Here is a 23,826-nt window from a genome sequence, read left to right as displayed (position 1 = left end):
TTTGTCTGACATATCACATATCCGAGACAAGGCTTGCGGAGGTAAGATCCGCCCGCCTTCGAGCCATTTGCGTACACTCCCGCCACCCCGAACCCAACCGGCCGGACGCGACAGATTGACGGTACAGCGCATTTTTGTATTAGTAAACAGTATTAGTTTCGAGGCGATGTCCGTGGGTATGGTTGCGGTTTCAGGCAAGCTGCCGCCCCGGACGCGCCAAAGCCCAAGTCCTATGGCGCTCGCGCTCCGGGCTGTATGGAGCCGCATGGCGGATGGACGTTGAAGGTACTAATAGATATAAATGCTCGTGACGACCTATAACGATACGGCGTCACGCCATCTTGCCGGCCTGACAGGCTGCCGCTAGACAGACCGGAATTTGGGGGTGCCATGAGCGAGACGACGGACCCGACCATCGATACGGCGAGGCGACGCAAGACGGCGGCGAAGAGCGCCAGGGGTCGCGTCACCATGACCGACATCGCCAGGGCCGCCGGCTGCTCGCAGGCAACCGTTTCCTTCGTGCTCAACAATTCACCCGGCATCCGGCTGTCGCAGCAGACCCGCGAACGAGTGATCGAGGCCGCGCGGGCGCTCGGCTATTCGCCGCCGGCCTTCTCGGCCTTGCAAAAACCTCCCACCGCCTTCGAAGGACTGGACGGGGTGATCGGCTTCGCCGTCGACCAGCTCGCCACCAGCCCGGAAGCCGTGGTCGCCATCGAGGGCGCGCGGCAGGCCTCGTGGAATGCCGGCAACGTGCTTCTGGTGGCGCAGACGCTTGGCGATTCCGTCATGGAGCCGCGCGCCATCGCAGCGCTCACCAAGCGAGGCATTTCGGCGCTGATCTACATGACCATCTTCACCCGCGAGATCACGGCGCCCGACTATCTCTACGGCCTCGACATTCCGGTGATCCTGCTCAACTGCTATACGGCGGACTACGCCTTCCCGGCCGTGGTGCCGAGCGAGATCGCCGGCGGCCAGAACTCGACCCGCCATCTGATCAGCCACGGCCACCGCCGCATCGCCACCATCACCGGCGAACCGTGGATGCAGGCCGCTCAAGACAGGCTGAAGGGCTATCGCCGCGCGCTCGCCACCGCCGACATCCCGTTCGATCCCGAACTGGTTGTCGAGGGCGACTGGTCGGCAAGTGCGGGCTATGCCGCGACCGTCAAGCTGCTGGCGCTGAAGGACCGCCCGACCGCCATCTTCTGCCAGAACGACCGCACCGCGATCGGCTGCTATGAGGCGCTGAAGGAAGCAGGCCTGCACATCCCGCAGGACATTTCCGTCGTCGGCTACGACGATGAAGAAATCGCCCGCCACCTCTTCCCGCCGCTGACGACCTCGATCCTGCCGCACATGGCGATGGGCCAATGGGCAATCGAGCAGCTCGAAGCGCCGGCGCCGCCTGGACGGGGGCGGTACCCGATTACCAAGCTGGAGTGCCCGCTGGTGGAGCGAGAGAGCGTACGGGCTGTGGTCGGCTCGTCCGCGAGTTCGAGCGAAGCGTCGGTGAGTTAAAGCGTCCGCTCGCGGGCCGGCGCCTTATCCGCCAACCATCGGCTTGACGACTTCGTCGTGGTTGGTTTCCGAGATCTTGCGCTCGCCGGCCTGGACGCCGCGCCGCAGCACGACGATGTGATCCGAAACCGCGAAGATGTCCTGCAGATTGTGCGGGATGAAGATCACGCCGCGCCCTTGCGCCTTGAGCTGGTGGATGAGCGAAATCACCTTGCGTTGCTCTGGCGCGCCAAGTGCCGCGGTCGGCTCGTCCATGATCAGGACCTGCGCGTCCCAGTAGACGGCGCGGCCGATGGCGACAGCCTGCCGTTGGCCACCGGAGAAATTGCTGACCGGGGCATCGACTGCAAAGCAGCGCAGCTAGGACAGACGGGCGCCGCCACTTGCCCACGGGCATTGACTCGCCGGGGCTTTCATCGTGCCAGGTTTCCCTAGTCGCGTGCCACCCCGCACGAGCGAACATCAGGATGCGACGCGATTCATCAAAATCTGCGGACTTGAGCAGGCTGCCTATCGCCCTCGAACATCAGAGTTGACGTCGATAACGCGCACGCGCCTGGAAACTCTGTGATGGCGCCAGCACGTCGCTCGGACCAATCGAGACAAAGCAAACGTTTCAGGCTCTTTTGAGCGCCCGACGGATGTCCTTGGCGAATTCGTTGATCGTGAAGCCCTCGGGGAGCGAGTCGATCAGGACGAGGTCGGAGATGGCGTTGCGGACACGCAAAGGCGCGATCGCCTGATACGCGGCTGAATTGTACCAAGCGCTCGCAGTATCCCGGCTTGGGAACTCCATCAGCACGACCGAGCCCGGCCAGGCTCCCTCGAGCACGTCGACTGATCCCTGCGCCAGCCACTTACCGCCATAGGGTGCAACGGTAGCCTCAACCTGCTCGAGATAGGACAGACCTTCATCGTTGGGTACATCGCCAGGGATTCGCAGGTGGTTGATTAGATAGGTCGACATGGAAAATCCTCAATGGAACACATGGTGCCGCGGCAAGGAAGAAGGGGAGGGCGTGCGACATAGCCCCCGCGCCGCTTGCAGATCAGTCAGGGGCTTGCACCGGAGGGGGTGCGACGCGATGCTTTGCAACTGGATGGTCTGTCTCGGAGTCGCTATGGGCTCGAGCTCGAAATCTGTCGCTGCCAGGAGCAGCCGGATCCGAGGACGGCCTTACGAACAATAGTGCAGGCGTCCATCGCTGCCGATATAGGCGCCCGTATAGGGATTGTAGGTGGAATGGATGCGCGCGCAGTAAGAACTGTAGTAATCGTAGGCGGAATCGTCATCATTTTCGTAAGATGGAGAATATGGGAAGTATGGACGGTACCCGCCGCCGTGATAAAAATGGGGATGGGAGTAGCCACCAAAATGATCTCCATAGGACATGTCGGAGCCTCCAAATCCTCCGCCGTGCATCGCGAACGGCATTCCGCCAGAATGGCCGCTGCCAAAGCCGCCATCCCCACCGCCGTGGCCGCCGCCATGCGCGGCCAGACCCGCGGTTGCCGAGCCGGCCACGACCGCCGCACCCAAGACAATAGTAGCTAACATTGTTCCTGCCGGTTTCATGTTATTCTCCTCTCGAACGACAACCTCTATGCGTTCTGGCAGAGCAGCGTGCCCCCGGTCCACGTTAAACGAAACTATACTTTGGTTTACATCGGACTATATCTAATGCGGCCGAATGATCCCCCATTGTGTGCAAGCAGGTCGATCCGGCGCCGGCGAGAAGTCAGAGAGCCGCCAGCATTAAATCAATCCGAGAGCGGCTTTGGAAGCACGTTCAAGAGCACGCCGAGTTGGCGCTAGGGAGCATGAAGCGGCTAGCGACGCAGCGGATGGTGAAGCCGGTTTTGATCGGCCGTGTGAGGCACCTGCGCGGCAAAGAAAGATCTGCGCCATCCATTCTGCGGGACTTCAGTGAGGAAGGCTGAAGAGACTCTTGAACGCCGCGGCAGCACTCGTCATGGCACGGCCAATCAGCAACAGTCTTTCAGACAAAAACTAGTGGTTGGAGAAAATACACCAGTCGGGTTGGGGGTTATTCCTCTACCCATCAACGCAGTTTGTCGTTGGTACCACCTTTGAACCAGGGAAGGACCATGCCCCATGAACATCAAAGCTATCTGCCTCGGTGCCGCAATTGCGCTTTTCCCGTCTGGCGGCATTGCATTTGCCGGCACTCTAGGTGAGCCGGACACTATGAAACCGTTCTTTACGGATGCCAGCATGAAAACCATGAAGCCGCTGAAGGAATTCAAGAAAGTTTTCATGGCTATGCCTGCCGAAAAGCAAGAAGCGATGAAGAACGAGTGCGCGGGCATGAGGCAGCCGTACACCGACTTCTGCGCGAATGTGAATACGCTCGGCGGCCATAACTAAGACCTAGTCAGTCACGCTCAACACCGGCCGCCGCGGCGTGGAAGACCAAGCCTAGTTGGGACATCGTCGCCGGCAACGACTAAACCATCAACCTCGAGCGCTTCCACCATGAGCGCCTAATGCATATCGCCCAAAAGTGACCTCAGTTTTGGGAGAACGACATGCATAAAGGCAAGGACTTAAAGCGGGCCGCTTGAATCCGTTCAGACGCGACACGCTTTAGGCACCCTTCATCGTCGTGACAGGTGTCAACCACTCGGTCTACGAAGCTCATCCCGCGCAGGTTGCCACCCTCATCGAGGAGGCCGCCCACAGGGCCGGCGAGGCGACCGAATGGGAAAGACGCAAGCCGTCGCGCGCGAAGGCGCGGCGCTCCCTTCCCGGCGCATGAGGTTCGTCCATGAATGCCCGATCGAGCGGTCCATCGCAACGCGCTTGGGATACGGCCCGACAATCGCGCGAGCAGCGCCTGGCCGCCGCCGCCCGCTACGCCAGGGACAAGCTGGTCTTCCACGAGGACGTGACGAAGCTGCTGGAGGCCTTGGTCCGTTCCGGTGACCGGGTCTGCCTCGAAGGCGATAACCAGAAGCAGGCCGACTTCCTCGCCGCCCGGCTCGCCGAGGTCGACCCCGTCGTGGTGAAGGACCTGCACATCGTGCAGTCGGGCGTGGTGCTGGCCGAGCACCTCGACCTGTTCGAAGCCGGCATCGCGAAGAGGCTCGACTTCTCCTATTCCGGCCCGCAGGGAGCCGCGATCGCGCGCGCGCTCAAGGCCAGCAAGATCGAGCTCGGCGCGGTTCATACCTATCTCGAGTTGTTCTCGCGCTACTTCGTCGATCTGACCCCGCATGTCGCGCTCACCGTGGCGCGCTGTGCGGATCGCGAGGGCAATCTCTACATGGGCCCGAACACCGAGGATTCGCCCGTCGTTATCGAGGCGACCGCGTTCAAGCAAGGCATCGTCATTGCGCAGGTCAACGAGTTGGTCGACAAGGTGCCGCGCGTCGACGTACCGGGCGACCGGGTCGATTTCGTCGTGGTGGCACCGTCGAATTTCTATGTCGAGCCTCTGTTCACCCGCGACCCGGCGCAGATCACCGAGACGCAGATCCTCACTGCCATGCTGGCGATCAAGGGCATCTACGAACCCTATGGCGTGAAGCGGCTGAACCACGGCATCGGCTTCAATACTGCCGCCATCGAGCTGATCCTGCCGACCTATGCCGAGCGGCTCGGCTTGAAGGGCAGGATCGCGACCCATTTCGCGTTGAACCCGCACCCGACCCTGATCCCGGCCATCGAGAGCGGCTGGGTCGAACAGGTCTACAGCTTCGGCTCGGAAGTAGGGATGGACGACTACATGCGCGCTCGGCCGGACATATTCTTCACCGGCCGCGACGGCTCCATGGCCTCGAACCGCATGTACTGCCAGTCTGCGGGGCTCTACGCCACCGACTTGTTCATCGGCTCGACCCTGCAGATTGACCTCGCAGGCAATTCCTCGACCTTTACAAAGGACCGCATCGCTGGCTTCGGCGGCGCGCCGAACATGGGCTCCGATCCGCGCGGCCGCCGCCATGCGAGCGATGCCTGGCTGAAGGCGGGCCGCGAGGCCGCGGGCGAACCGACGCGTCTGCCGCGCGGGCGAAAACTCGTGGTGCAGATCGTCGAGACCTTCGGCGAGAAGCTCAGCCCGACCTTCGTCGAGGGCCTCGACAGCATCGAGCTGGCGAAGTCGCTCGATCTCGCTCTCCCCCCGGTGATGATCTACGGCGACGACGTCAGCCACATCGTGACGGAGGAAGGCATCGCCAATCTCCTGCTCTGCCGCACGCCCGCCGAGCGCGAGCAGGCGATCCGGGGCGTTGCCGGCTACACGGATGTCGGCCGCGCTCGCGACGCCAGGGCTGTGGAGGAACTGCGCGCCCGCAAGGTGATCCAGCGCCCCGAGGACCTCGGCATCAACCCTCTCGACGCCAACAGGAGCCTTCTGGCCGCCCGCTCCGTCAAGGAGCTGCTGCGCTGGTCGGGCAATCTCTACGATCCGCCCCGCAAGTTTCGCAACTGGTGAGACCGCAGCCCATGGAAAACCTCAAGCTTCGCTTCACGACACGCGGCCCGGCCCCCGGCACGGCGTGCTCGGCGATCGTCGGCGTCGTCGCGTCTGGCAATCTCGAGGTCCTGCTGGAGCGCGTGCTCGCACAGAACGAGTGCGCCGTGGAGATCACCACGCCGGTGCGCGGCTATGACGAGGTGTGGAAGGCCGTCGTCGCCGATTTCGTCGAGCGCACCTCGCCGGGTGGCATGCGCATCTCGATCAACGACGGCGGAGCCCGGCCGGATACGGTCGCGCTCCGTCTCATGCAGGGCGTGCGGACCATGGAGATGGACGATGAGTGAGACCGGCCGTCCCTTCGGCGCGTCCGCGAGCTGGTTCCTTTCCACCGCGCGAGAGCGCCTCGCAAAACTGCTCGACGCGGGCAGCTTCACGGAGTTCGTGCCGCCGTCGGAACGCGCGCAGAGCCCGCATCTCGCCTCGTTCGACCTGCCCGCCGCCTTCGACGATGGCATGATCGTCGGGTGCGGGCGCCTCGACGGGAACAGCGTTCTGGTTGCCGCGCAGGAAGGCCAGTTCATGGGCGGAACTTTTGCCGAGGTGAGCGGCGCCAAGCTGCTCGGCCTGATCCGCGCCGCGCGCGATGACGAGAAGCTGCCGCGCAGTATACTCCTGCTGCTCGACAGCGGTGGAGTGCGGCTGCAGGAAGCCAATGCCGGCGAGCTCGCCGTCGCCGAGGTGATGCGGGCGATCGTCGAGGCACGCGCCGCCGGCGTGGCGGTCATCGCCCTTGTCGGCGGACGCGCCGGGGCGTTCGGCGGCGCTGGGCTCATCGCCGCGACCTGCTCGGCGATCGTGATCTCTGAACAGGGGCGTACCGGCGTGACGGGGCCAGAGGTCATCGAGACCAACAAGGGCGTCGAGGAGTTCGACTCGCGAGACAAGGCGCTGGTCTGGGGCGTCACCGGCGGTCGCACGAGGCGCCTTATCGGCGGCGCTGACGCCTATGCCGAGGACACGGCGGCGAGCTTCCGCGAGGCCACCCTCGCGCTCATGGGCAAAGCGCGCCCCTTCGATCTCGCCACGCTTCGCGCCGAGCAGGCACGTTTGGCCGGGCGGGTCGGGCGGCTCGGCGGCTGCGACCGCGCGGCCGCTATGTGGAAAGCGCTCGGCGTCGCCGACCCGCGGGCGGCCGGAGACATGGACGACCCGGTGTTCGTCGCCCTCGTCGCGGATGTGAAGGGAGCCGGCGATGACGCTCGATGAGATACTGGCCGGTCTGTTCCCCTCCGGCCACGACGTCGTCGTCGGGCCCGGCAAGCTGCTGCTCGGCACCGGCAGGCGCGTTTGCGGCCGTGCGGTCGAGGTGATCGGCATCGCGGAGGGCGAGCCGCTCGGCATCGACGGCGTCCTGCCGCTCGCCGAGCGCGTGCTCGACATCGCCGCCGCCGGCGGGGACGCGCCGATGCTCGTCGTCGTCGACACGCAGGGCCAGCGCATGGCGCGGCGCGACGAGATGTTGGGGCTCAACGAATATCTCGCCCATCTGGCGAAATGCCTACTGCTGGCGAGCCGCAGCGGTCATCCCACCATCGGACTTAACTACGGCAGGGCAGCAGCCGGCGCGTTCCTCGCCACCGCGCTCGCAACCGACGTCCTCGTCGCCCTTCCCGGAGCCGAGCCGGCGGTGATGGACCTGCCCTCCATGGCGCGCGTGACCAAGCTGCCGCTGGAGAAGCTCGAGGCCCTGGCGAAGACCACCCCGGTCTTCGCGCCGGGGTTGGATTCGATGACCAAGGTCGGCGCGATCGCGCAGGTCTGGGACCCAGCGAAGCCGCTCGACGTCCAGATCGAGACGACGCTCGCGACCATCCCGGCGCACGATGTGCGCGACGCACTGGGTGCCGAGCGCGGCGGGCGGCTCCTCGCCACCGGCATCGCCTGGCGCGTGGCGGACCAGGCGAGCCGATACCGCCGTGTATAGCCGCCACCAACTCCTGTGCATCCGGCCGGAGGCATGGTCGAGCGTGCTCGACCATGCCTCCGTCATCTGGGAGCTTGCGAGCGATGAGCGGGAGCTTCTCGTCGGCTGGGCGGAGCGTGGCTGGCCGGTGATCGTGCGCCGTCCGGCGCCGGGCGAGGCGCGCGGTATCGCGGTTGGCCTGGCCATGCCCCCCGCGCTGGGCAAGCGGCGCGTCGGTCTCACGGTCCCGGTCCCGGCCGTCGCGCGGACGCTGCCCCTGGTCGCACTGGAGGAGGCCACCGCATCGGCGGCGCCCAGGCTGCGGCCCCAGATCGACGCAGTCCTTGCGCTCGGTCGGCACCTGGCGCTGCGGCCGGCCGTGTTCGGTGCGCTGCTCTGGCAGCACCTGACCGGGCTTTCCTATCTGCGGCCCGCCTCCGACCTCGACCTGCTCTGGCCGGCACCGGACCGCGACATCCAACCCGATCTGCTGGCCGGACTCGCGCGGATCGACAGGCACGGCCCCGCCCGGCTCGACGGCGAGGTTCTGTTCTCCGGCGGGGCAGGGGTGAACTGGCGCGAACTCCATGCCGAAATCGGCCGGCCCGCAGGCGCGGTCCTTGTGAAATCCATGAAGGGAACGGAACTGAGATGCGCGCGCACCCTCTTCACCTGACCGCTCCCACCACTGGCCCGGCCGGCCCCGAGCCGGTTCGCGAGGCCGCCTTCGCATGGATCGGCGAGGCGGCGGCACAGGCGCTGACCGACGAGCTGGAAACCTGGCCGAAGCCCGGCCTCGTCAGCCTCGTCGATGCCGGCAGCCATGATAACATGGATGCTGGCACCTTCCGGCGCAGCATCGCCGCGCTTCGGCCGTTCTATGTCGAACTCGCGCAGGCCGGTGCGGCAGGCGCAGGCATGGACGCGCTGCGGTGGACGGGGCTGCGGGCGGAAGCGGCCATGCTAGCCGCGACCGGCGGGGTGAATACTCATCGGGGGGCCATCTTCGCGCTCGGCCTGCTCTGCGCCGCAGCGGGTGCAACCCTTGTGGAATGTGCAGCCGGCCTGACAGCGGCGCGGCTCACCTCCATGGTTCGCGACAGATGGGCCGCAGCGATCCTGCGCGGCCCGATTCCATTGAACAGTCATGGCAGCGGCGCGCTACGCCGGTTCGGGGCCGGTGGCGCGCGTACCGAGGCCGCGAACGGCTTCCCGCACGCCGTGCGGGTCGGACTGCCTGCCCTTCACGCCGGGCGGAGCCTCTCCGGGAATGAGGAGGCCGCGCGCGTGCACGCCTTCTTCGCGCTGCTGGCGACGATGGAGGACACCAACCTGCTGCATCGCGGCGGCGCGAAGGGCCTCGGGGATGCCCGCGAGGCGGCGCGCGACTTCCTCCTCGGCGGCGGCGTCGGCCGGGCGGGCTGGCTCGCCCATGCCGTCGCGGTGCATCGCCGGTTCGTCGCGCGGCGCCTCAGCCCGGGCGGCTCGGCCGACCTGCTGGCCGCGACGATCTTCCTCGATCGCCTAGGGAACGGGCCGTGAGCACCGCCATATTGTGCTCAGGCCAAGGCCGCCAGAACCCTGAGATGTTCGACCTCGTCGCCTTCGAGCCGGCGGCGGCGGCGATCTTCGCCGCGGCCGCCCGAGCGCTCGGCGGGCGGGACGCGCGCGACCTCGTGCGGGAGGGCGGCAGCAACATCCAACGCAACGACGTCGCCCAGGTACTGTGCTGCACGGCGGCGCTAGCCACCTGGGCCATTATAGAGCCATCAACTCCACGCCCGCTGATCATCGCCGGCTACAGCGCGGGCGAAGTGCCAGCCTGGGCTGTCGCCGGCGTCATCGACGCGTCGATCGCCTTCGACCTCGTGACGCGCCGCGCCGCACTCATGGACGAGGCGACGCGTGAGCCCTCTGGGCTCGCCGCCGTCGTCGGCTTGCAGCGCGATGTCGTCGACGGACTTTGCCGCGCCTATGGGCTCGACGTCGCCATCGTCAACGGTCCGCTGCACGTCATCGTCGGCGGGCGCGCGACGGGGCTCCGGCAGGCACTCACGGACGCCGCGGCACGCGGCGCCATCCGCGCGACTATACTGCCGATCCACGTCGCCTCGCACACGCCGGCTCTTGAGGCCGCGGCCAGGCGGTTCGGCGGGCTGCTGAGGGAAACCGTCGCGGACGCCCGTTTGCCGCGCGAGGTGCGGCTGATCAGCGGGATCGACGGGACGCCGGTTCGCCGGATCGCCGATGGTCTCGACAAGCTCGCTGCGCAGATCGCGACAACCATCGACTGGGCGACGTGTATGGATGCCTGTTGCGCCTTCCGTCCCGCCCGCGTGCTCGAACTCGGGCCTGGCGATGCCCTGGCGGGGATCATGGCCGAGTTCGAGCCCGGGATACCAGCACGCAGCGCCGCCGATTTCCGCTCCGTCGCTGGCCTGCGCCGGTGGATGGAAATGGCGTCCTAAACACCCCCACAGACGCGAGACCAAACCGCTCATGAAGGAAGTTAACGCATGACTATTCTCTACTCGACCAAGGTCACCGCAACGGGCGGCCGCAAGGGAATGATCCGCAGCGAGGACGGCATTCTCGATCTCAAGCTTGCCATCCCCAAGGAACTGGGTGGCATGGGCGGCGGCACCAATCCCGAACAGCTCTTTGCCGGCGGCTATGCCGCGTGTTTTGAGAACGCGCTGTTGCGCGTTGCTCGGCAGTCGGGGCATCGCTTCGCCGATGGCGATGTCGATGTGGTCGCCGAGATCGGACTCAGCCGCAACGTGGCCGACGCCTTCGTGCTGCACGCGACGCTCGCGGTCAGCATCGCCGGCGTCGACCAGGCGACCGCCGAGCAACTGGTGCGCGGCGCCGATGCGATCTGCCCCTATTCCAATGCGATCCGCGGGAACGTCGATGTCGCCAGGACGGTCGTTGCACTGTGACATTGATGAGATTGGACCAGCCAGCTCCCACGACCGGCACCCGGCCTGATCGCGGCCGACAAAGCATACCAAGGAATGTCTGGACCTAAATCAAGCGCTTAGTCTGGTTGCCCTGCGTAGAATGTCGCAGCGAAATGCCGTCGGCTATCCAGTCCTGGTTGGCGACGCACGGAGACGTGCCTGACCCGGAAGGACAGTGATCATGAACGACAGCCTCTCACCGCTCGAAATCGCGCGGGCAATGGTGGATCTCGGCGCCGCCAAAGCCGCTCACGGCGTTCTCGATCTTTTGATCCGCGGCATGCTTTCCGGCGCACTCCTCGCCTTCGCGACGAGTCTGGCCCTGCAGGGTGCGCTTCAGACAAATGTCGCGCTTGTCGGCGCTCTCATCTTCCCGGTGGGATTTGCCATCATCATCATCCTTGGCCTCGAACTCCTGACCGGGAATTTTGGACTGGTACCACTGGCCGTCCTGGCTCGCCGCACGACGGTCGGCCGGATGTTGGCCAACTGGTTCTGGGTTTTTGTCGGCAACATGCTCGGCTCGCTCGCCTTTGCCGGGCTGTTCTATGTCATCCTGACCGATGTCGGCAATGTCGGGGCGGGTGCGCTCGGAGATCATCTGCGCGCGCTCGCCGAAGCCAAGACGATCGCCTATGAGCCGTATGGATATGATGGACTGGTGACCGGTTTCGTCAAGGCCATGCTCTGCAACTGGATGGTCTGCCTCGGCGTCGTCATGGGAACGAGTTCGAAATCCGCCGTCGGCAGGATCGTCGGATGCTGGTTGCCAATATTCGCCTTCTTCGCGCTCGGATTCGAGCACTGCGTCGTCAACATGTTCGTCATTCCCATGGGGATGATGCTCGGGGCCAAGATCAGCTTCGCAGACTGGTGGTACTGGAACCAGATACCCGTGACCTTGGGCAACATTGCTGGCGGATTCCTGTTCACGGGGCTTCCCCTTTATTGGACCTATCTGAGGGGCGGCGCAGAAGGCATGCCCGCCCCCGCGGCGAGGATGTCATTCGGCCCGGCCGAGTGATCTGCCTGGCACTCCCGCGAACACCTCCTTCCTCAACATCGAGCCGCCCACATTGCATCGCGAAAGAATGTAGTCGTTTCGAAAAGAAGCCCTCTGTCCGGTCCGCCATGATAGCGCCGACGGCATCCCAGCAGACAGCGTCGATTGGATGCAGCAAAAGCCAGGAGAGGCAGGCGCACATGTATTGGAGACCAGACATGCAGTGTCGAACTACCGGATGGTTGTGGCTGTCCGGTTCGTGCCCGACCGGCTTCAGTCCGGATGGCGAGTTGCAGTCGCCGCCATTGCGCACCGCCTGATGACCATGAACACGACCCATCTCGAACTTCCGCCCGGTGTTTCGTTGCAGCCGCATTTCCGCTCGGTTGACGCGGCAAGTGTCGCGGAGACCGAAATCGCCGACGAACGCAGGCGAGCGATCGTCGACGAGATTCCACGGCTGCGCGGCTATGCGCGCGCGCTGCTGCGGGACCGCGATGCCGCCGATGACCTTGTGCAGGACAGCCTCGAACGGGCGCTGTCGAGGATGGCAAATTGGACGGCAGGCGATACGCCGCGCCGTTGGCTGCTCACGATCATGCACAATTTGTTCATCGACCAGTTGCGGCGCGCCAAACGCCATGCCCGGGCAGTGGCCACGATCTCAGAAACGATAGATGTGATCGCGACGTCGCCACAGGCCGACAGGCTGGTATCGGTCGATGTATTCTCGGCGCTTCAGCAGATCAATCCCGAACGGCGCGCAGCACTCGTGCTTGTCGCGGTCGAAGGCCTCTCCTACGACGATGCCGGGAAGGCGCTGGGCATTCCAGCGGGCACGCTGACGTCGCGGATCGCCAGAGGCAGGGAGGAGTTGCGATCGATCCTCGAAGGTGTCTCGCGGCCAGGACGACCAGGGTGAGCGAAGAATGAACCGGGGCCGTTTTCATGACGAGCCCAAGGCACCGGCCGTCCACGCCGGCGCGGCGTCCCCGGGGTCATATCCGGCGAACGGCGGAGACAGTGTTTGGCCGGACCGCGGCAACCGCATCGAGAACTGCTGGAGCGAGCGGGCGGGATCGAAATATTTTCGCACGATACCGGATGACGACTTTGCCATCGCTAGTCGCTTCGGAGGCCCAACCGTTCAGCAATCCGTACTAGGTCGGGCAAGGTTCGGACCGCCATCTTGCGCATGAGATGCCCGCGATGGATCTTGACCGTAATTTCGCTGAGGCCCATCTCGCCCGCGATCTGCTTGTTCATCAAGCCCTTGGTCACGAAAAACATGACCTCCTTTTCGCGAGAAGTCAGTGTTTGGTAGAGGGCTGATATCGTTGCCGCTTCCCGGTCGGATTCCCACCTTATGCGGTCGTTCTCGAGTGCGCCGAAGACCGCATCAAGCATGTCCTGGTCCCGGAACGGTTTGGTCAGAAAATCGATCGCCCCGGCTTTCATCGCGCGCACCGACATCGAGACATCGCCGTGTCCGGTCATGAAGACAACCGGCATTTGAATGTTCGACTTTGCAAGATGAGCCTGGAAATCAAGGCCGCTTACGCCGGGCAACCGGATATCGAGCACGAGGCAGCTTGGCGTTTCCGGCAGTTTGCCCTGCAGGAATTGGCTGGCGGAGGCGAACAGCTCGACATGCAGCCCCACAGATCTGAACAAGCCGCTCAGGGCATCCCGCACAGCGTTGTCATCATCGATGACATAGACGGTCGACGCAAAAGCGGTCGACGCGGTTCGGCCTGGATTGGAACCTGCTGTCACGATAGCGGTACACCTCTCACGATTCCTGCTGCGGGATGGCCCAGCGCCATCTTAGCATATTAATTCGGCAACGAGGCCCACCAGGGCGAGACTGTCGGCAATGCCGAAGGAGATCGGACCGCTTCCGCCATGGTTCGTTCAAATACACCATCAACACCACCGATCCACCGCGCCGATGCTCCACAGTCGCGCCCCTTGCGCAGCAATGCCAGACAGGCGATCACCGAAACCTGCTTGGAATTCAACCGCACAGGTTGGCGGCAATCTACCCGGAACGAACGCAAGTGCCTATTTGGAACGCACGCGACTTTGCTCCAAGAGCATGGAGGTGGCAGCGCTCGGATTACCACGAAGAGGTCATTCCGGCTTGTTCTCGCGTGGCCAGTTCAGCGCATCGGCGATGCACCGGATCATGGCGGCGGCGTCAAAAGGCTTGTAAAAGAAGCCTGCGGCCCCCGCAGCGAGGGCATTTTGCCGGGTGCGTTCGTCAGGATAGGCTGTGATAAGGATCACCGGAACGGTGTGGCCACGTGCCAGGAGCAACGTCTGCAATTCCAAACCGTTCATTCCCGGCATCTGCACATCGGTGATGACACAGCAGGCGTCGGCGAGCCGGGGCGAATGCAAGAGTTCCTCGCCCGAGGCAAACAGGTTCGCGGCAAAGCCGAAGGAACGCATCAGATTCGCGGTGGACGTGCGGATCGCCTCGTCGTCGTCAACAATGGCAACCATCGGAATTTTCGGCACCTCGGTGTCCCCCCGGAGACTGTATCGCCCGGCGTCGCCCCGGCCCGATGTCATCTCGGCACCAGCATACAGCGTAGGACCAGGACCGAAACTATACAGAGGTTTGAGCGAGATGAGGTTCACAGGCAGCGATGCCGTGACCTGGCGACCGGTCGTAAAACCGTACGGTTACGCTGCGGCGTCGCGGTTCAATTGCACCGTGAGATATCATTATCGCCCGGCGCCGGCGGCCTCCCTGCCCAAGGTTGCTGTCATCGCCAGAGCCCAAGCCGCCGTCGCCAATAGTAGATACCATCGTATATGCCGCATAGCAGATGATATGATCCATTCAGACTGCCATTCAATGGAGCAGGTTTCCCACCCGTGTACCTTGACCCAGCAAGCAGAAGAAAATTCTGAGGGCAGAGGAGCATGGTCCAATGCAGTTCCACTCATTGTCTGTATACGAATATTACGATCGGCAGCCGGGAGAGGATCGGCCCGTCCTCCCTCGACGCGACGGCACGGCCCGACCGATGCACGCCGCCGGCCCGCCGCGAACGCCTGAATTCGGCTCGTCATTGTTCGACCCGTTCGACGCAAGCCGCGGCACCTACCCGGTGGCGCCAGATTCCGGCATGATTTCGATCCCCCTCACTCATATGAATGTCGTTCTCTCGATGTCCGCGACAGCGATGCTGCAACCCCGTCGCGGCGGTCTGACGATGCATGCAAATGCAGCGGCAGACCCTGAGCCCGCAGCGGTGCCCAGAGGGACCATGGCGCAATTCGCCGAAGCAGGCCAAATCGCGATCGACGGGCTGAACATCTTGCACGCGCCTCGGGACCTCGGCCTTGCCGAACTGGTCCCGGAACGGCACTCCTCCGATCCGGTCGTCGAGCGTCTTTCCAGGGCGCTCGAGGCGGCCGAAAGCAGTCATGATGGATTTGGCAACCTCTATGCCGACGCAGTCCGCCTTGCCATCGTAACCCGCTTGCTCACGCTGCGCTCAGATCCGGAGCCAGATCTGGATCAGCCGACAGCACGTGCTACGGCCGCCCTGCCGAGATGGCGATGGAAGCGCGTCGTCGAATACGTCGATTCACATCTCGATGAGAAGATTGCACTCGCCGACATGGCAGCAGTGGCGGGGCTCAGCCGAATGTATTTCGCTGCACAGTTCCGGGCGGCCACCGGCATTCGCCCGCATGTATTCCTACTGCGGCGACGGATTGACCGCGCCAAGCAGATGCTCATCGAGACCGAGATGACCCTGGTCGATGTGGCACTGAGCGTTGGCTTCCAGAACCAAGCCCATTTCACCACGGTCTTCAGACGTTTTGTTGGCGAGACCCCCTATCGCTGGCGTTGCGGCAATCGCACGGATGTCGCGGATCGCCCTTCCGACAGCGATCCCGCCTGTTGGCGCTACCCGTCTCGTGGGTCGGATACGCGGCCCATTCAGCTGGCATCTCCGGGAGAGTTGTCGCCCCGCAGCGCTGCCGCCGCAACATAGTCGACATCGCCGGCAGCACCACTGCCATGGAAAGATGTTGCTTCCCGGAATGCTCCCTTGCCTAGGGAGGATTCCTCCGCTCTCCGTAAAGGCATATCCGATGGCCAATGATATCCGTCCCTACAATGCCCCGGCCGGCGGATGGGGAGCACTCAAGGCGCTGGGCGAACACCTTGTCGAGCAAGGAATCCCGATCAAGGGGGCGGCCACTCTGGGGCGCATGAACCAACCGGAGGGATTTGATTGCCCCGGCTGCGCCTGGCCGGACCCCAAGCACACTTCATCCTTCGAGTTTTGCGAGAACGGAGGCAAGGCGGTTGCCTGGGAAGCCACGGCGAAACGCTGCACGCCGGAGTTTTTCGCCGTCCATACCGTTGCCGAGCTTTCAAGCTGGAGCGATTTCGATCTCGAGATGGTTGGGCGACTGACCCATCCGATGGCCTACGACGCCGCATCTGACCACTACGTGCCGGTCGGTTGGGACGAGGCCTTTGCAATCGTTGCCCGCCACCTCAACGGATTGCCGTCTCCCAACATGGCCGAGTTCTACACATCCGGCCGCACCTCGAACGAGGCAGCGTTCCTCTACCAGCTCTTCGTGCGCGAGTTCGGCACCAACAATTTCCCTGATTGCTCGAACATGTGCCACGAGGCCACCAGCGTCGGCCTGCCGCACTCGCTCGGCGTCGGCAAGGGTACCTGCCTGCTTTCCGATTTCGACAAGACGGACTGCATCTTCATCTTCGGACAGAATCCGGGAACGAACAGCCCTCGCATGATGACGAGCCTGCGCAACGCCTCGCGGCGCGGCGCAACCATCATGTCCTTCAATCCGTTCCGCGAGCGCGCTCTAGAGCGATTCCAGTCGCCCCAGAGCCCGATCGAAATGGCAACGCTTACGTCGACGCCGATCAGCGCCAAGCTTTATCAGGTGCGTGTCGGCGGCGACGTCGCGGTCGTCAAGGGACTCATGAAAGTTCTCATTGAGGCAGACGATGCGGCGCGCGCAGACGAACTGCCGGCGATCCTCGACTGGGATTTCATCAAGGGCCATACGACGGGTATCGAAGCTCTCACCGCCGACCTGCGGGCGACGCGATGGGAAGACATCGTGTCTCAGTCAGGACTCGCTCGCGACGACATCGAATACGCCGCTCGCGCCTATATGCAGGCCGAACGAGCGATCATTGTCTATGGCATGGGCATCACGCAGCACCGGCGGGGCGCACAAAGCGTGCAGCAGCTGGCGAATCTCTCGCTGCTGCGCGGTCATATCGGCCGTGAGGGCGCCGGGCTTTGCCCCGTACGCGGCCACTCCAACGTCCAGGGCGATCGCACAGTCGGCATCACCGAAACGCCGACAAAGGAATTTCTCGATCGGCTTGAGCGCCGCTTCGGCTTCGAGCCGCCGTCCCAGCACGGCCACAACGTCGTGACCGCGCTGGAGGCCATGAAAGACGGCAAGGTGAAAGTGTTCTTCGCCTTAGGTGGCAACTTCGTGTCCGCAATCCCCGACTGGGAAGTGACACGCGCTGCCTGGCGCAAGCTCGACCTGACGGTCCAAGTGTCGACCAAGCTCAATCGCAGCCATCTGGTACACGGGCGCGACGCGTTGATCCTGCCTTGCCTCGGGCGCACCGAAGTCGACGTCCAGGCAACAGGGCCGCAGTCGATCACGGTCGAGGATTCGATGTCGATGGTGCACGCGTCGGCGGGCCGCAATGTTCCGGCGTCAGAGCACCTGAGGAGCGAACCTGCAATCGTCGCAGGCATTGCGCGGGCAACAATGGGTGCACGTTCCGTCGTCGACTGGGAAAGCTTTACCGCCGACTACGACCTTATCCGCGACGCGATCGAAGACGTGTTCCCGATCTTCCAGGGCTACAATGCCCGCATTCGCATCCCGGGCGGCTTCCATCTGACATCAAACGCGCGCGAACGCATCTGGGCGACAGCTTCTGGCAAGGCGAATTTCCTTGTCTTCGACGGCCTCGGCGAGGATCCGCGCCAGGACAGTCTCGACGTACTATGGCTGACGACGGTGCGCAGTCATGATCAGTACAACACCACGATATATTCGATGTCCGACCGCTATCGCGGTGTCTTCGGTCAGCGCGACGTGGTCTTCCTCAATGAACAGGAGATGGAAAGGCGTGGCCTCCAGGCCGACGACCGCGTCGACTTGATCACTCTGTCCACCGACGGCGTTGAACGCCGCCTGTCCAATTTTCGGGTCGTCCCGTATTCGTTCCCGAATGGCAGCTGTGCTGCCTACTATCCCGAGGCAAACCCTCTCGTGCCGCTCTATTCGCACGATCCGATGAGCTTCACGCCCTCCTACAAAGCTATTCCGATTCGCATTTCGCGTTCGCGTACCGAGGCGGGCTGATCATAGGTGCGAGCTCGCGTGCCTTCGGTTCACCCCTCACGATGAACTTTTTCCCTGCCGCTTCGAGATCGTGCGCATCTTTCCGGCGAACGTTCCTTCACAAAAGCGAACGGGCCCAATGGCAATACTTTTCGAGGTGTTGGTCGTTCACTGACGTCCACAAGATTTGCTTCGAAAGGAAATCGGAGTGGCAAAAATGAGTTCCCATGACCAATGCCGGGCCTACCCTTGGCGGCTCGACCGCGGAGATCTTCGAGCTGCGTCGCGCTGGGTCGCAGCCAAGTGGTTTGACGGGCTCGGCCGCGGCCCCGAAAGCGCGAGCGGCGGTGACGAGCTGGCACAGTTTGGGATTCTGGAACCCTATCTTGCCGAAGCGGTGGTGCTTGAGCGGGGAGCCGACTTCATGTTTGCGAGGTGGGGCGCGGCGCTGGACGCGCTTTGTGGGGGGGACCGGAGTGGTCACAGACTGTCTGCGCTCCCCCAACCAAGCCGCGGGCAGCTGCGCCGGCTGTGCGTGCGGGCCGCGGCGGAGCAGTTGCCGCAAGCGCGACACGCGACCTGGGCGTTCGATGGACGGATTTGGGAGTGTGCGATGCTGGCGCTGCCGACGGCCGGCGACGAGCTTTCCGCCACGCGACTTCTCGTCGCCCTGTTCTTTGCCCCTCACCCAATGTTTGCCGCCCAACCTCTTCCACGCGGCGAAGCGTTGCGTTGGAGGCGAAGCTCCCGCGCACGCCGCGCACGCGCCATTCTGCCGAACACCTGAGGCGCCCGTCCGCTCCTCCCGCGGGCGCCCGAACTGGCGGTGGATCGCACCAGCGATCCGCCGCCCTTTTGGTGGTTTCGGTCGCTGCGGACGCGCGCCCGTCACGTTCGCCACCGGACCTGTCCGTGCGTGGCGAGAAAGGCAGGGGCGTTTCTGAAAGACGCCGAACCGCGAAATCGAGATTGTCGCAACGAGCTGCCTCCGCAAACGCCTCGGCAACGGGGCCGCCCGCAGGATTTTCTACCGCATCGTCGGCCCTCATATCGGTCATCGGCGCGTTCGATTGTTTGCAAAAAGTAAAGGAAGAGACCGTGCGCGAGATCATCAATGCCATCGCAATTGCCATCACTCTCGGCCTGTCGGGAGTCGCCGTGGCGGACGCGGCCGAAAATCCCAAGCCCGCGCCCAAGCCCGCGCATACCGTGGCGCGCAACGTCGTGCTCGTGCACGGAGCATGGGCGGACGGATCGAGCTGGGCCGAGGTAATCCCGCTCCTTCAGGCAGCCGGCCTGAGCGTAACCGCAGTGCAGAATCCACTGACATCGCTGGCAGACTCGATCGCGGAGACGCGCCGGGCGCTGGCGCTGCAGGATGGACCAACCGTGCTGGTAGCGCATTCCTGGGGCGGCACCGTCATCAGCGAAGCGGGGGCTGATCCCAAGGTCACATCGCTGGTCTATGTGGCCGCGCGAGCACCGGATGCCGGTGAGGATTTCGTCGCTCTCTCCGCAGAATTTCCCGCAGGACCCGTCCGGGCCGGCATCCAGGTGAACGATGGTTTCTCCAGATTGTCCGAAGATTCATTCCTGAAATACTTCGCGAACGGTGTCGCGCCCAGGCAAGCGAAGATCTTGTATGCGGTTCAGGAGCCCACCGCAGCGACTATCTTCGGCGGACGAACCAGCGAAGCTGCATGGCATTCCAAGCCATCGTTCTATGCGGTGTCGAAGCAGGACAAGACGATCAACCCTGACCTCGAGCGGTTTCTCGCGAAACGCATGCACGCGACAACGGTGGAGATCGATGCGGGCCACCTGTCGCTGGTTTCCCATCCCAAGGAGGTGGCTGACCTCATTCTGGCTGCCGCGGGCCGATGACATTGGATTTGAAACTGCCCCGGCGAAGCGATGCGGACGGGCCTGACGGCCTGGGCGGGCCGTCCCGGCGACGACCCGCCTGCTGCGCGCTGCATCCACATGCTGGCAGGATTGGTCTCGCTCGCCGCACTGATGTGCCCAAACCAGTTCGTCCCCAGCAAAGCTGACGATGACTGACCGGTCGCGCTGGCCATGGGGCGGATTGCGCCCGGTCATGAGCCTGGCGGCGTCACAGGGCAACGCTCGGCGCCGGACATTCAAAGCAATGGGCGCAAAGTCATTTCGGAGACACTCACCAAAATCCGGCAATACGGCGACGTTCATCGCTCGAGCCGTTCCGACTAATGTCGCCAGGAAGGTCGTCGGCTGAGACATGGGCATCGTTCGGTTCGCGCTTCGATTTCCGCACACGTTCTATGTGCTGGCTGCCTTGATTCTCTTTCTCGGCGCCGTCGCAAGTCGCGAGATGCGATTGGACGTCTTTCCGGAAATCAACATTCCGGTGGTGACTGTAATCTGGAGCTATAGCGGCCTCAGCACGCCGGAGATGGAACAGCGCGTCACCACGTACAGCCAGTATGCGATCAGCTCCAACGTCAATGGCATCAAGAACATCGAGGCGCAGACCCTGGGGGGACTGTCGGTCCAGAAGATCTATTTTCAGCAGGATGTGAATCTCGATCTCGCTATCGCGCAGATCGTTTCGGCGACAAACGCCATTCGCGCCCTCCTGCCACCGGGAATCCAGGCACCGCTCGTGGTGCAGTTCAACGCCTCCAGCGTGCCGGTCCTGCAGATCAGCCTGAGCTCCGACACCCTCAACGAACAGCAGCTCTACGACTACGGCATCTATCGGATCCGCCAGCAACTGGCCCCGATCCCAGGTGTCACGCTGCCAACACCCGCGGGCGGGAAATATCGCCAGATCATGGTCGACCTCGACCCGTCGAAGCTCCTGGCCAAGGGCCTGACGCCGCTCGACGTCGTCGGCGCGGTCAACGCCCAGAACCTGACCTTGCCGTCGGGCACCGCCAAGATCGGCAACACGCAGTATGTCGTGCGCACCAACGCCACGCCGGCAACCATCGACGAGCTCAACAACATTCCGGTCAAGGTCGTGAATGGCGCCACGGTGTTCGTCAAGGATGTCGGCCAGGTTCATGACGGATGGCTCGTTCAGCAGAACATCGTTCGCGAGAACGGCCGACATTCGGTTCTGCTCAGCATCATCAAGAACGGCAATGCCTCGACGCTGGAGGTGGTCGATGCCGTTCGGGATGCCTTGAAGACGGCGCGTGCCGCGGCGCCTCCCGGCATGGAAATCAGAGAGCTCTTCGACCAGTCGGTGTTCGTCAAGCAATCGATCGCCGGCGTGCTGCGTGAGGGCGTGCTCGCGGCCGCGCTCACCGCCCTGATGATCCTGCTGTTTCTCGGATCGTGGCGATCGACGCTGGTCGTCATGATCTCGATCCCGCTTGCGATCCTGTCGTCGGTCGTGGCGCTGTATTTCCTGGGCGAAACGCTCAATACGATGACGCTGGGGGGCCTGGCGCTGGCAATTGGCATCCTCGTCGACGATTCGACGGTGACGCTCGAGAACACCCATCGCCTGCTCACCGAGGAAGGACAGATGCTGCCGCAGGCGACGCTGCATGGAGCAGCCGGCATCGCCGTGCCGACCCTGGTGTCGACGCTGGCGATAAGCTGCGTGTTCACATCGGTGGTCTTTCTGGAAGGTCCGGCAAAATATCTGTTCACGCCGCTCGGTCTTGCCGTCGTGTTCGCGATGCTCGCATCCTATGGACTTTCGAGGACGCTCACTCCAATCACCATCGGGTTGCTGCTCAAAAGGGAGCGCCACGGCGCCTCGACGGGCTGGTTCGGCAGGTTTCACGCCAGGTTCGAACGTGGTTTCGAGGCCATGCGCCTGCACTATACCGAGTTGCTGGCCGTACTCCTCAGGCGCCGGTTCATCGTTCCCGTCATTGCAGCCGTGGTGCTCGTGTTGGGCGCCGTGCTGTCGACGCTCGTCGGTCGCGATTTCTTTCCCGCGATCGACGGCGGCCAGATCCAACTCCATGTGCGGGCTCCCGCGGGAACCCGGATCGAGGAGACGGAGAAGATCTTCCAGGCTTCTCTGATTGGGGTTGTTGAGGTCAAGCTCCTGTTGCGTTTTTTTCGGACCGTGTCGCCCCGCGGGTCACTCGCTTCTCTTCGCGGTCGGCGCNCAGGCTTCTCTGATTGGGGTTGTTGAGGTCAAGCTCCTGTTGCGTTTTTTTCGGACCGTGTCGCCCCGCGGGTCACTCGCTTCTCTTCGCGGTCGGCGCAGGGCCGCCGCATGATGGGGTCAGGAGAGCGAGGCGTCTCAATCTGTTGAACGACCTTGGGAAAGTTCGCCCCAGGATCGTGCCTGCTAACGAGATCGCCTTGCCCATCGTCCCCACGGGAACGATCCAGGATCACCCTTGTGGGCGAAACTCTTTCTTCATTTGTCCGTTGTCCATTTCATGCCGATACGAGACCGGGTTCCTTGCCGAAGCGGAACTCGGACGCGTCGCTCCACATGCGATGTAGGATGACGGCGAGCTTGCGGGCAACCGCGACACGGGCTCGCGCCATACCGCGCCGCTTGGCGACGTTCATGCCCCACGCGCGCAGGCTCGACCATTTCTTGCTGCGCACGAGCAGTGTATGAGCTGCTTCGTAAAGCGCTGTGCGGGCCAGTTCGTCCCCGCAGCGGCTGACTTTRCCCTGGATATCGGTCTCACCGGACTGGTAGCGCGCCGGGGTCAGTCCCAGATGCGCGCCGACATCCCGCGAGCGGCGAAAGCGGTCCGGCCGGTCGATCGTGGCGCGGAAGGCGAGCGCGGTGATCGGCCCGACACCTGGAACGCTCATCAGCCGCCGACAGACCTGTTCCTTGCGAACGAGCCCGAGAACCTGCTTCGTCAGGCGGACGAACTCTCCCAGCATTGTGGCCAGGATCGTTAGCAGCGGCTCGACCAGCGGCATTACAACCGGATCTGTGCCGGCCAACTCGCGCACACGACCGGCGAAGGCGGTTCGCGACGGCCTGCCCAGCTTGATGCCGGCCTCCCGCAGGATCGCCCGGATCACGTTCTCGATGGTTCGCATTTCATTCAGCACCGTGCGGCGGGCGACGAGGAGGGATCTCCAGAGCCGGCACTGCCGGTTCTTCACATGCACCTGCCGAYACCAGCCGGTGCGCATGATCTGCGCCAGCGCCCGGGCGTCATTCCGATCCGTCTTGTTAGGCATCGTCTTCATCGCCGCATTGGCCCGCCGCGTCTCGATGCAGATAGCCGGCAGGCCGCCGGCGCACAGCCCGTCGTGAAGCCAGGCCGTCAGCGAACACGCTTCCAGCCCGATCCGCTCCAGCGGCAGATCGACTTTCCGCAGGACGTCGCACAACGCCTCCGGCTCGCTCGCCGCGCGCGTTTCCTTCACGATCCGCCCGGCCGCGTCGACCACGCAAATCGCGGTATCTTCCAAAGACACGTCAAGTCCGGCAAAATACTTCATGGCTGCTCCTTCCCGATGTTTGTGGCGATTCACATCGACCACGTTCTCACATCCCGACAGGAGCAGCCGCCCTCAGTTAGGCTCGACCGAGACCCCAATCACCCCATCTGT

Annotated in this window: 21 protein-coding genes and 2 pseudogenes; 17 read left to right on the top strand and 6 right to left on the bottom strand. The window is 63.7% G+C overall.

The window, feature by feature from the left end:
* The first annotated feature begins 390 nt into the window (after positions 1-390).
* A complete protein-coding gene (locus ASD12_RS18725; protein ID WP_056589185.1) occupies positions 391-1,527 on the top strand; it encodes a LacI family DNA-binding transcriptional regulator in 1,137 nt (378 codons plus the stop codon).
* Positions 1,528-1,551: 24 nt separating this feature from the next.
* Here ASD12_RS18725 and ASD12_RS18720 read toward each other — a convergent pair.
* The 3 genes and pseudogenes from ASD12_RS18720 to ASD12_RS18710 all read right to left on the bottom strand — a co-directional run.
* Positions 1,552-1,872 (bottom strand): annotated as a pseudogene (locus tag ASD12_RS18720) (ATP-binding cassette domain-containing protein); the annotation flags it as partial.
* Between the two features lie 271 nt (positions 1,873-2,143).
* Positions 2,144-2,494 (bottom strand): DUF1330 domain-containing protein, encoded by a 351-nt coding sequence (locus ASD12_RS18715; RefSeq protein ID WP_056589182.1) that lies wholly within the window; start codon positions 2,492-2,494, stop codon positions 2,144-2,146.
* A gap of 210 nt (positions 2,495-2,704) precedes the next feature.
* On the bottom strand, positions 2,705-3,103 hold the full coding sequence (locus tag ASD12_RS18710) for a BA14K family protein (RefSeq protein ID WP_156388901.1): 399 nt from the start codon (positions 3,101-3,103) through the stop codon (positions 2,705-2,707).
* Between the two features lie 540 nt (positions 3,104-3,643).
* Between ASD12_RS18710 and ASD12_RS18705 the strand changes: the two genes are divergently transcribed.
* The 11 genes from ASD12_RS18705 to ASD12_RS18655 all read left to right on the top strand — a co-directional run bounded on the left by ASD12_RS18705 (position 3,644) and on the right by ASD12_RS18655 (position 12,823).
* Complete coding sequence (locus ASD12_RS18705) at positions 3,644-3,916, top strand: hypothetical protein (protein ID WP_056589176.1); 273 nt, start codon at positions 3,644-3,646, stop codon at positions 3,914-3,916.
* Positions 3,917-4,316: 400 nt separating this feature from the next.
* Positions 4,317-5,987, top strand: a complete 1,671-nt coding sequence (gene mdcA / locus ASD12_RS18700; RefSeq protein ID WP_056589173.1) for a malonate decarboxylase subunit alpha — start codon at positions 4,317-4,319, stop codon at positions 5,985-5,987.
* Between the two features lie 11 nt (positions 5,988-5,998).
* Positions 5,999-6,316 (top strand): malonate decarboxylase acyl carrier protein, encoded by a 318-nt coding sequence (gene mdcC / locus ASD12_RS18695; protein WP_056589170.1) that lies wholly within the window; start codon positions 5,999-6,001, stop codon positions 6,314-6,316.
* On the top strand, positions 6,309-7,238 hold the full coding sequence (locus ASD12_RS18690) for a biotin-independent malonate decarboxylase subunit beta (RefSeq protein ID WP_056589166.1): 930 nt from the start codon (positions 6,309-6,311) through the stop codon (positions 7,236-7,238). The genes mdcC and ASD12_RS18690 overlap by 8 nt, the downstream gene beginning before the upstream one ends.
* Positions 7,225-7,956 (top strand): biotin-independent malonate decarboxylase subunit gamma, encoded by a 732-nt coding sequence (locus tag ASD12_RS18685; RefSeq protein ID WP_056589163.1) that lies wholly within the window; start codon positions 7,225-7,227, stop codon positions 7,954-7,956. Before ASD12_RS18690 ends, ASD12_RS18685 begins: the two co-directional genes overlap by 14 nt.
* Entirely contained in the window at positions 7,949-8,611 is a 663-nt protein-coding gene (gene mdcG / locus ASD12_RS18680) for a malonate decarboxylase holo-[acyl-carrier-protein] synthase (protein WP_348271727.1), read from the top strand. Before ASD12_RS18685 ends, mdcG begins: the two co-directional genes overlap by 8 nt.
* Positions 8,587-9,477, top strand: a complete 891-nt coding sequence (mdcB, locus tag ASD12_RS18675) for a triphosphoribosyl-dephospho-CoA synthase MdcB (RefSeq protein WP_082525526.1) — start codon at positions 8,587-8,589, stop codon at positions 9,475-9,477. The genes mdcG and mdcB overlap by 25 nt, the downstream gene beginning before the upstream one ends.
* Entirely contained in the window at positions 9,474-10,403 is a 930-nt protein-coding gene (locus ASD12_RS18670; protein ID WP_280139570.1) for an acyltransferase domain-containing protein, read from the top strand. Before mdcB ends, ASD12_RS18670 begins: the two co-directional genes overlap by 4 nt.
* Before the next feature lie 48 nt (positions 10,404-10,451).
* Positions 10,452-10,877 (top strand): organic hydroperoxide resistance protein, encoded by a 426-nt coding sequence (locus ASD12_RS18665; RefSeq protein WP_056589155.1) that lies wholly within the window; start codon positions 10,452-10,454, stop codon positions 10,875-10,877.
* A gap of 202 nt (positions 10,878-11,079) precedes the next feature.
* The gene (locus tag ASD12_RS18660) at positions 11,080-11,922 is read left to right on the top strand and encodes a formate/nitrite transporter family protein (RefSeq protein WP_056589152.1); all 843 of its coding nucleotides are present in this window, start codon (positions 11,080-11,082) and stop codon (positions 11,920-11,922) included.
* Positions 11,923-12,220: 298 nt separating this feature from the next.
* Positions 12,221-12,823 (top strand): sigma-70 family RNA polymerase sigma factor, encoded by a 603-nt coding sequence (locus tag ASD12_RS18655; RefSeq protein WP_244482896.1) that lies wholly within the window; start codon positions 12,221-12,223, stop codon positions 12,821-12,823.
* 200 nt (positions 12,824-13,023) lie between these two features.
* On the opposite strand, the gene ASD12_RS18650 is transcribed toward ASD12_RS18655, so the two are convergent.
* A complete protein-coding gene (locus tag ASD12_RS18650) occupies positions 13,024-13,677 on the bottom strand; it encodes a response regulator transcription factor (RefSeq protein WP_056589148.1) in 654 nt (217 codons plus the stop codon).
* A 357-nt stretch (positions 13,678-14,034) separates the two neighbouring features.
* Positions 14,035-14,409, bottom strand: coding sequence for a response regulator (locus ASD12_RS18645; RefSeq protein ID WP_056589145.1), 375 nt, complete (start codon positions 14,407-14,409; stop codon positions 14,035-14,037).
* Between the two features lie 434 nt (positions 14,410-14,843).
* Between ASD12_RS18645 and ASD12_RS18640 the strand changes: the two genes are divergently transcribed.
* The 5 genes and pseudogenes from ASD12_RS18640 to ASD12_RS18620 all read left to right on the top strand — a co-directional run.
* Complete coding sequence (locus tag ASD12_RS18640) at positions 14,844-15,920, top strand: AraC family transcriptional regulator (protein ID WP_244482895.1); 1,077 nt, start codon at positions 14,844-14,846, stop codon at positions 15,918-15,920.
* Positions 15,921-16,020: 100 nt separating this feature from the next.
* Entirely contained in the window at positions 16,021-18,309 is a 2,289-nt protein-coding gene (locus ASD12_RS18635) for an FdhF/YdeP family oxidoreductase (RefSeq protein WP_082525525.1), read from the top strand.
* Positions 18,310-18,505: 196 nt separating this feature from the next.
* A complete protein-coding gene (locus ASD12_RS18630; protein ID WP_056589140.1) occupies positions 18,506-19,075 on the top strand; it encodes a hypothetical protein in 570 nt (189 codons plus the stop codon).
* Positions 19,076-19,446: 371 nt separating this feature from the next.
* Positions 19,447-20,172: an alpha/beta hydrolase gene (locus ASD12_RS18625; RefSeq protein ID WP_056590075.1), complete on the top strand. Its 726-nt coding sequence runs from the start codon at positions 19,447-19,449 to the stop codon at positions 20,170-20,172.
* 373 nt (positions 20,173-20,545) lie between these two features.
* A pseudogene (locus tag ASD12_RS18620) lies at positions 20,546-22,306 on the top strand (efflux RND transporter permease subunit); the annotation flags it as partial.
* A 371-nt stretch (positions 22,307-22,677) separates the two neighbouring features.
* On the opposite strand, the gene ASD12_RS18615 reads toward ASD12_RS18620, so the two are convergent.
* Positions 22,678-23,715, bottom strand: coding sequence for an IS110 family transposase (locus tag ASD12_RS18615; protein WP_056589136.1), 1,038 nt, complete (start codon positions 23,713-23,715; stop codon positions 22,678-22,680).
* Positions 23,716-23,826: the final 111 nt, after the last annotated feature.

This window comes from Mesorhizobium sp. Root102, from assembly GCF_001425625.1.
Taxonomy (GTDB): Bacteria; Pseudomonadota; Alphaproteobacteria; order Rhizobiales; family Rhizobiaceae; genus Mesorhizobium.
This window is presented reverse-complemented; position numbering and strand designations above follow the sequence as displayed.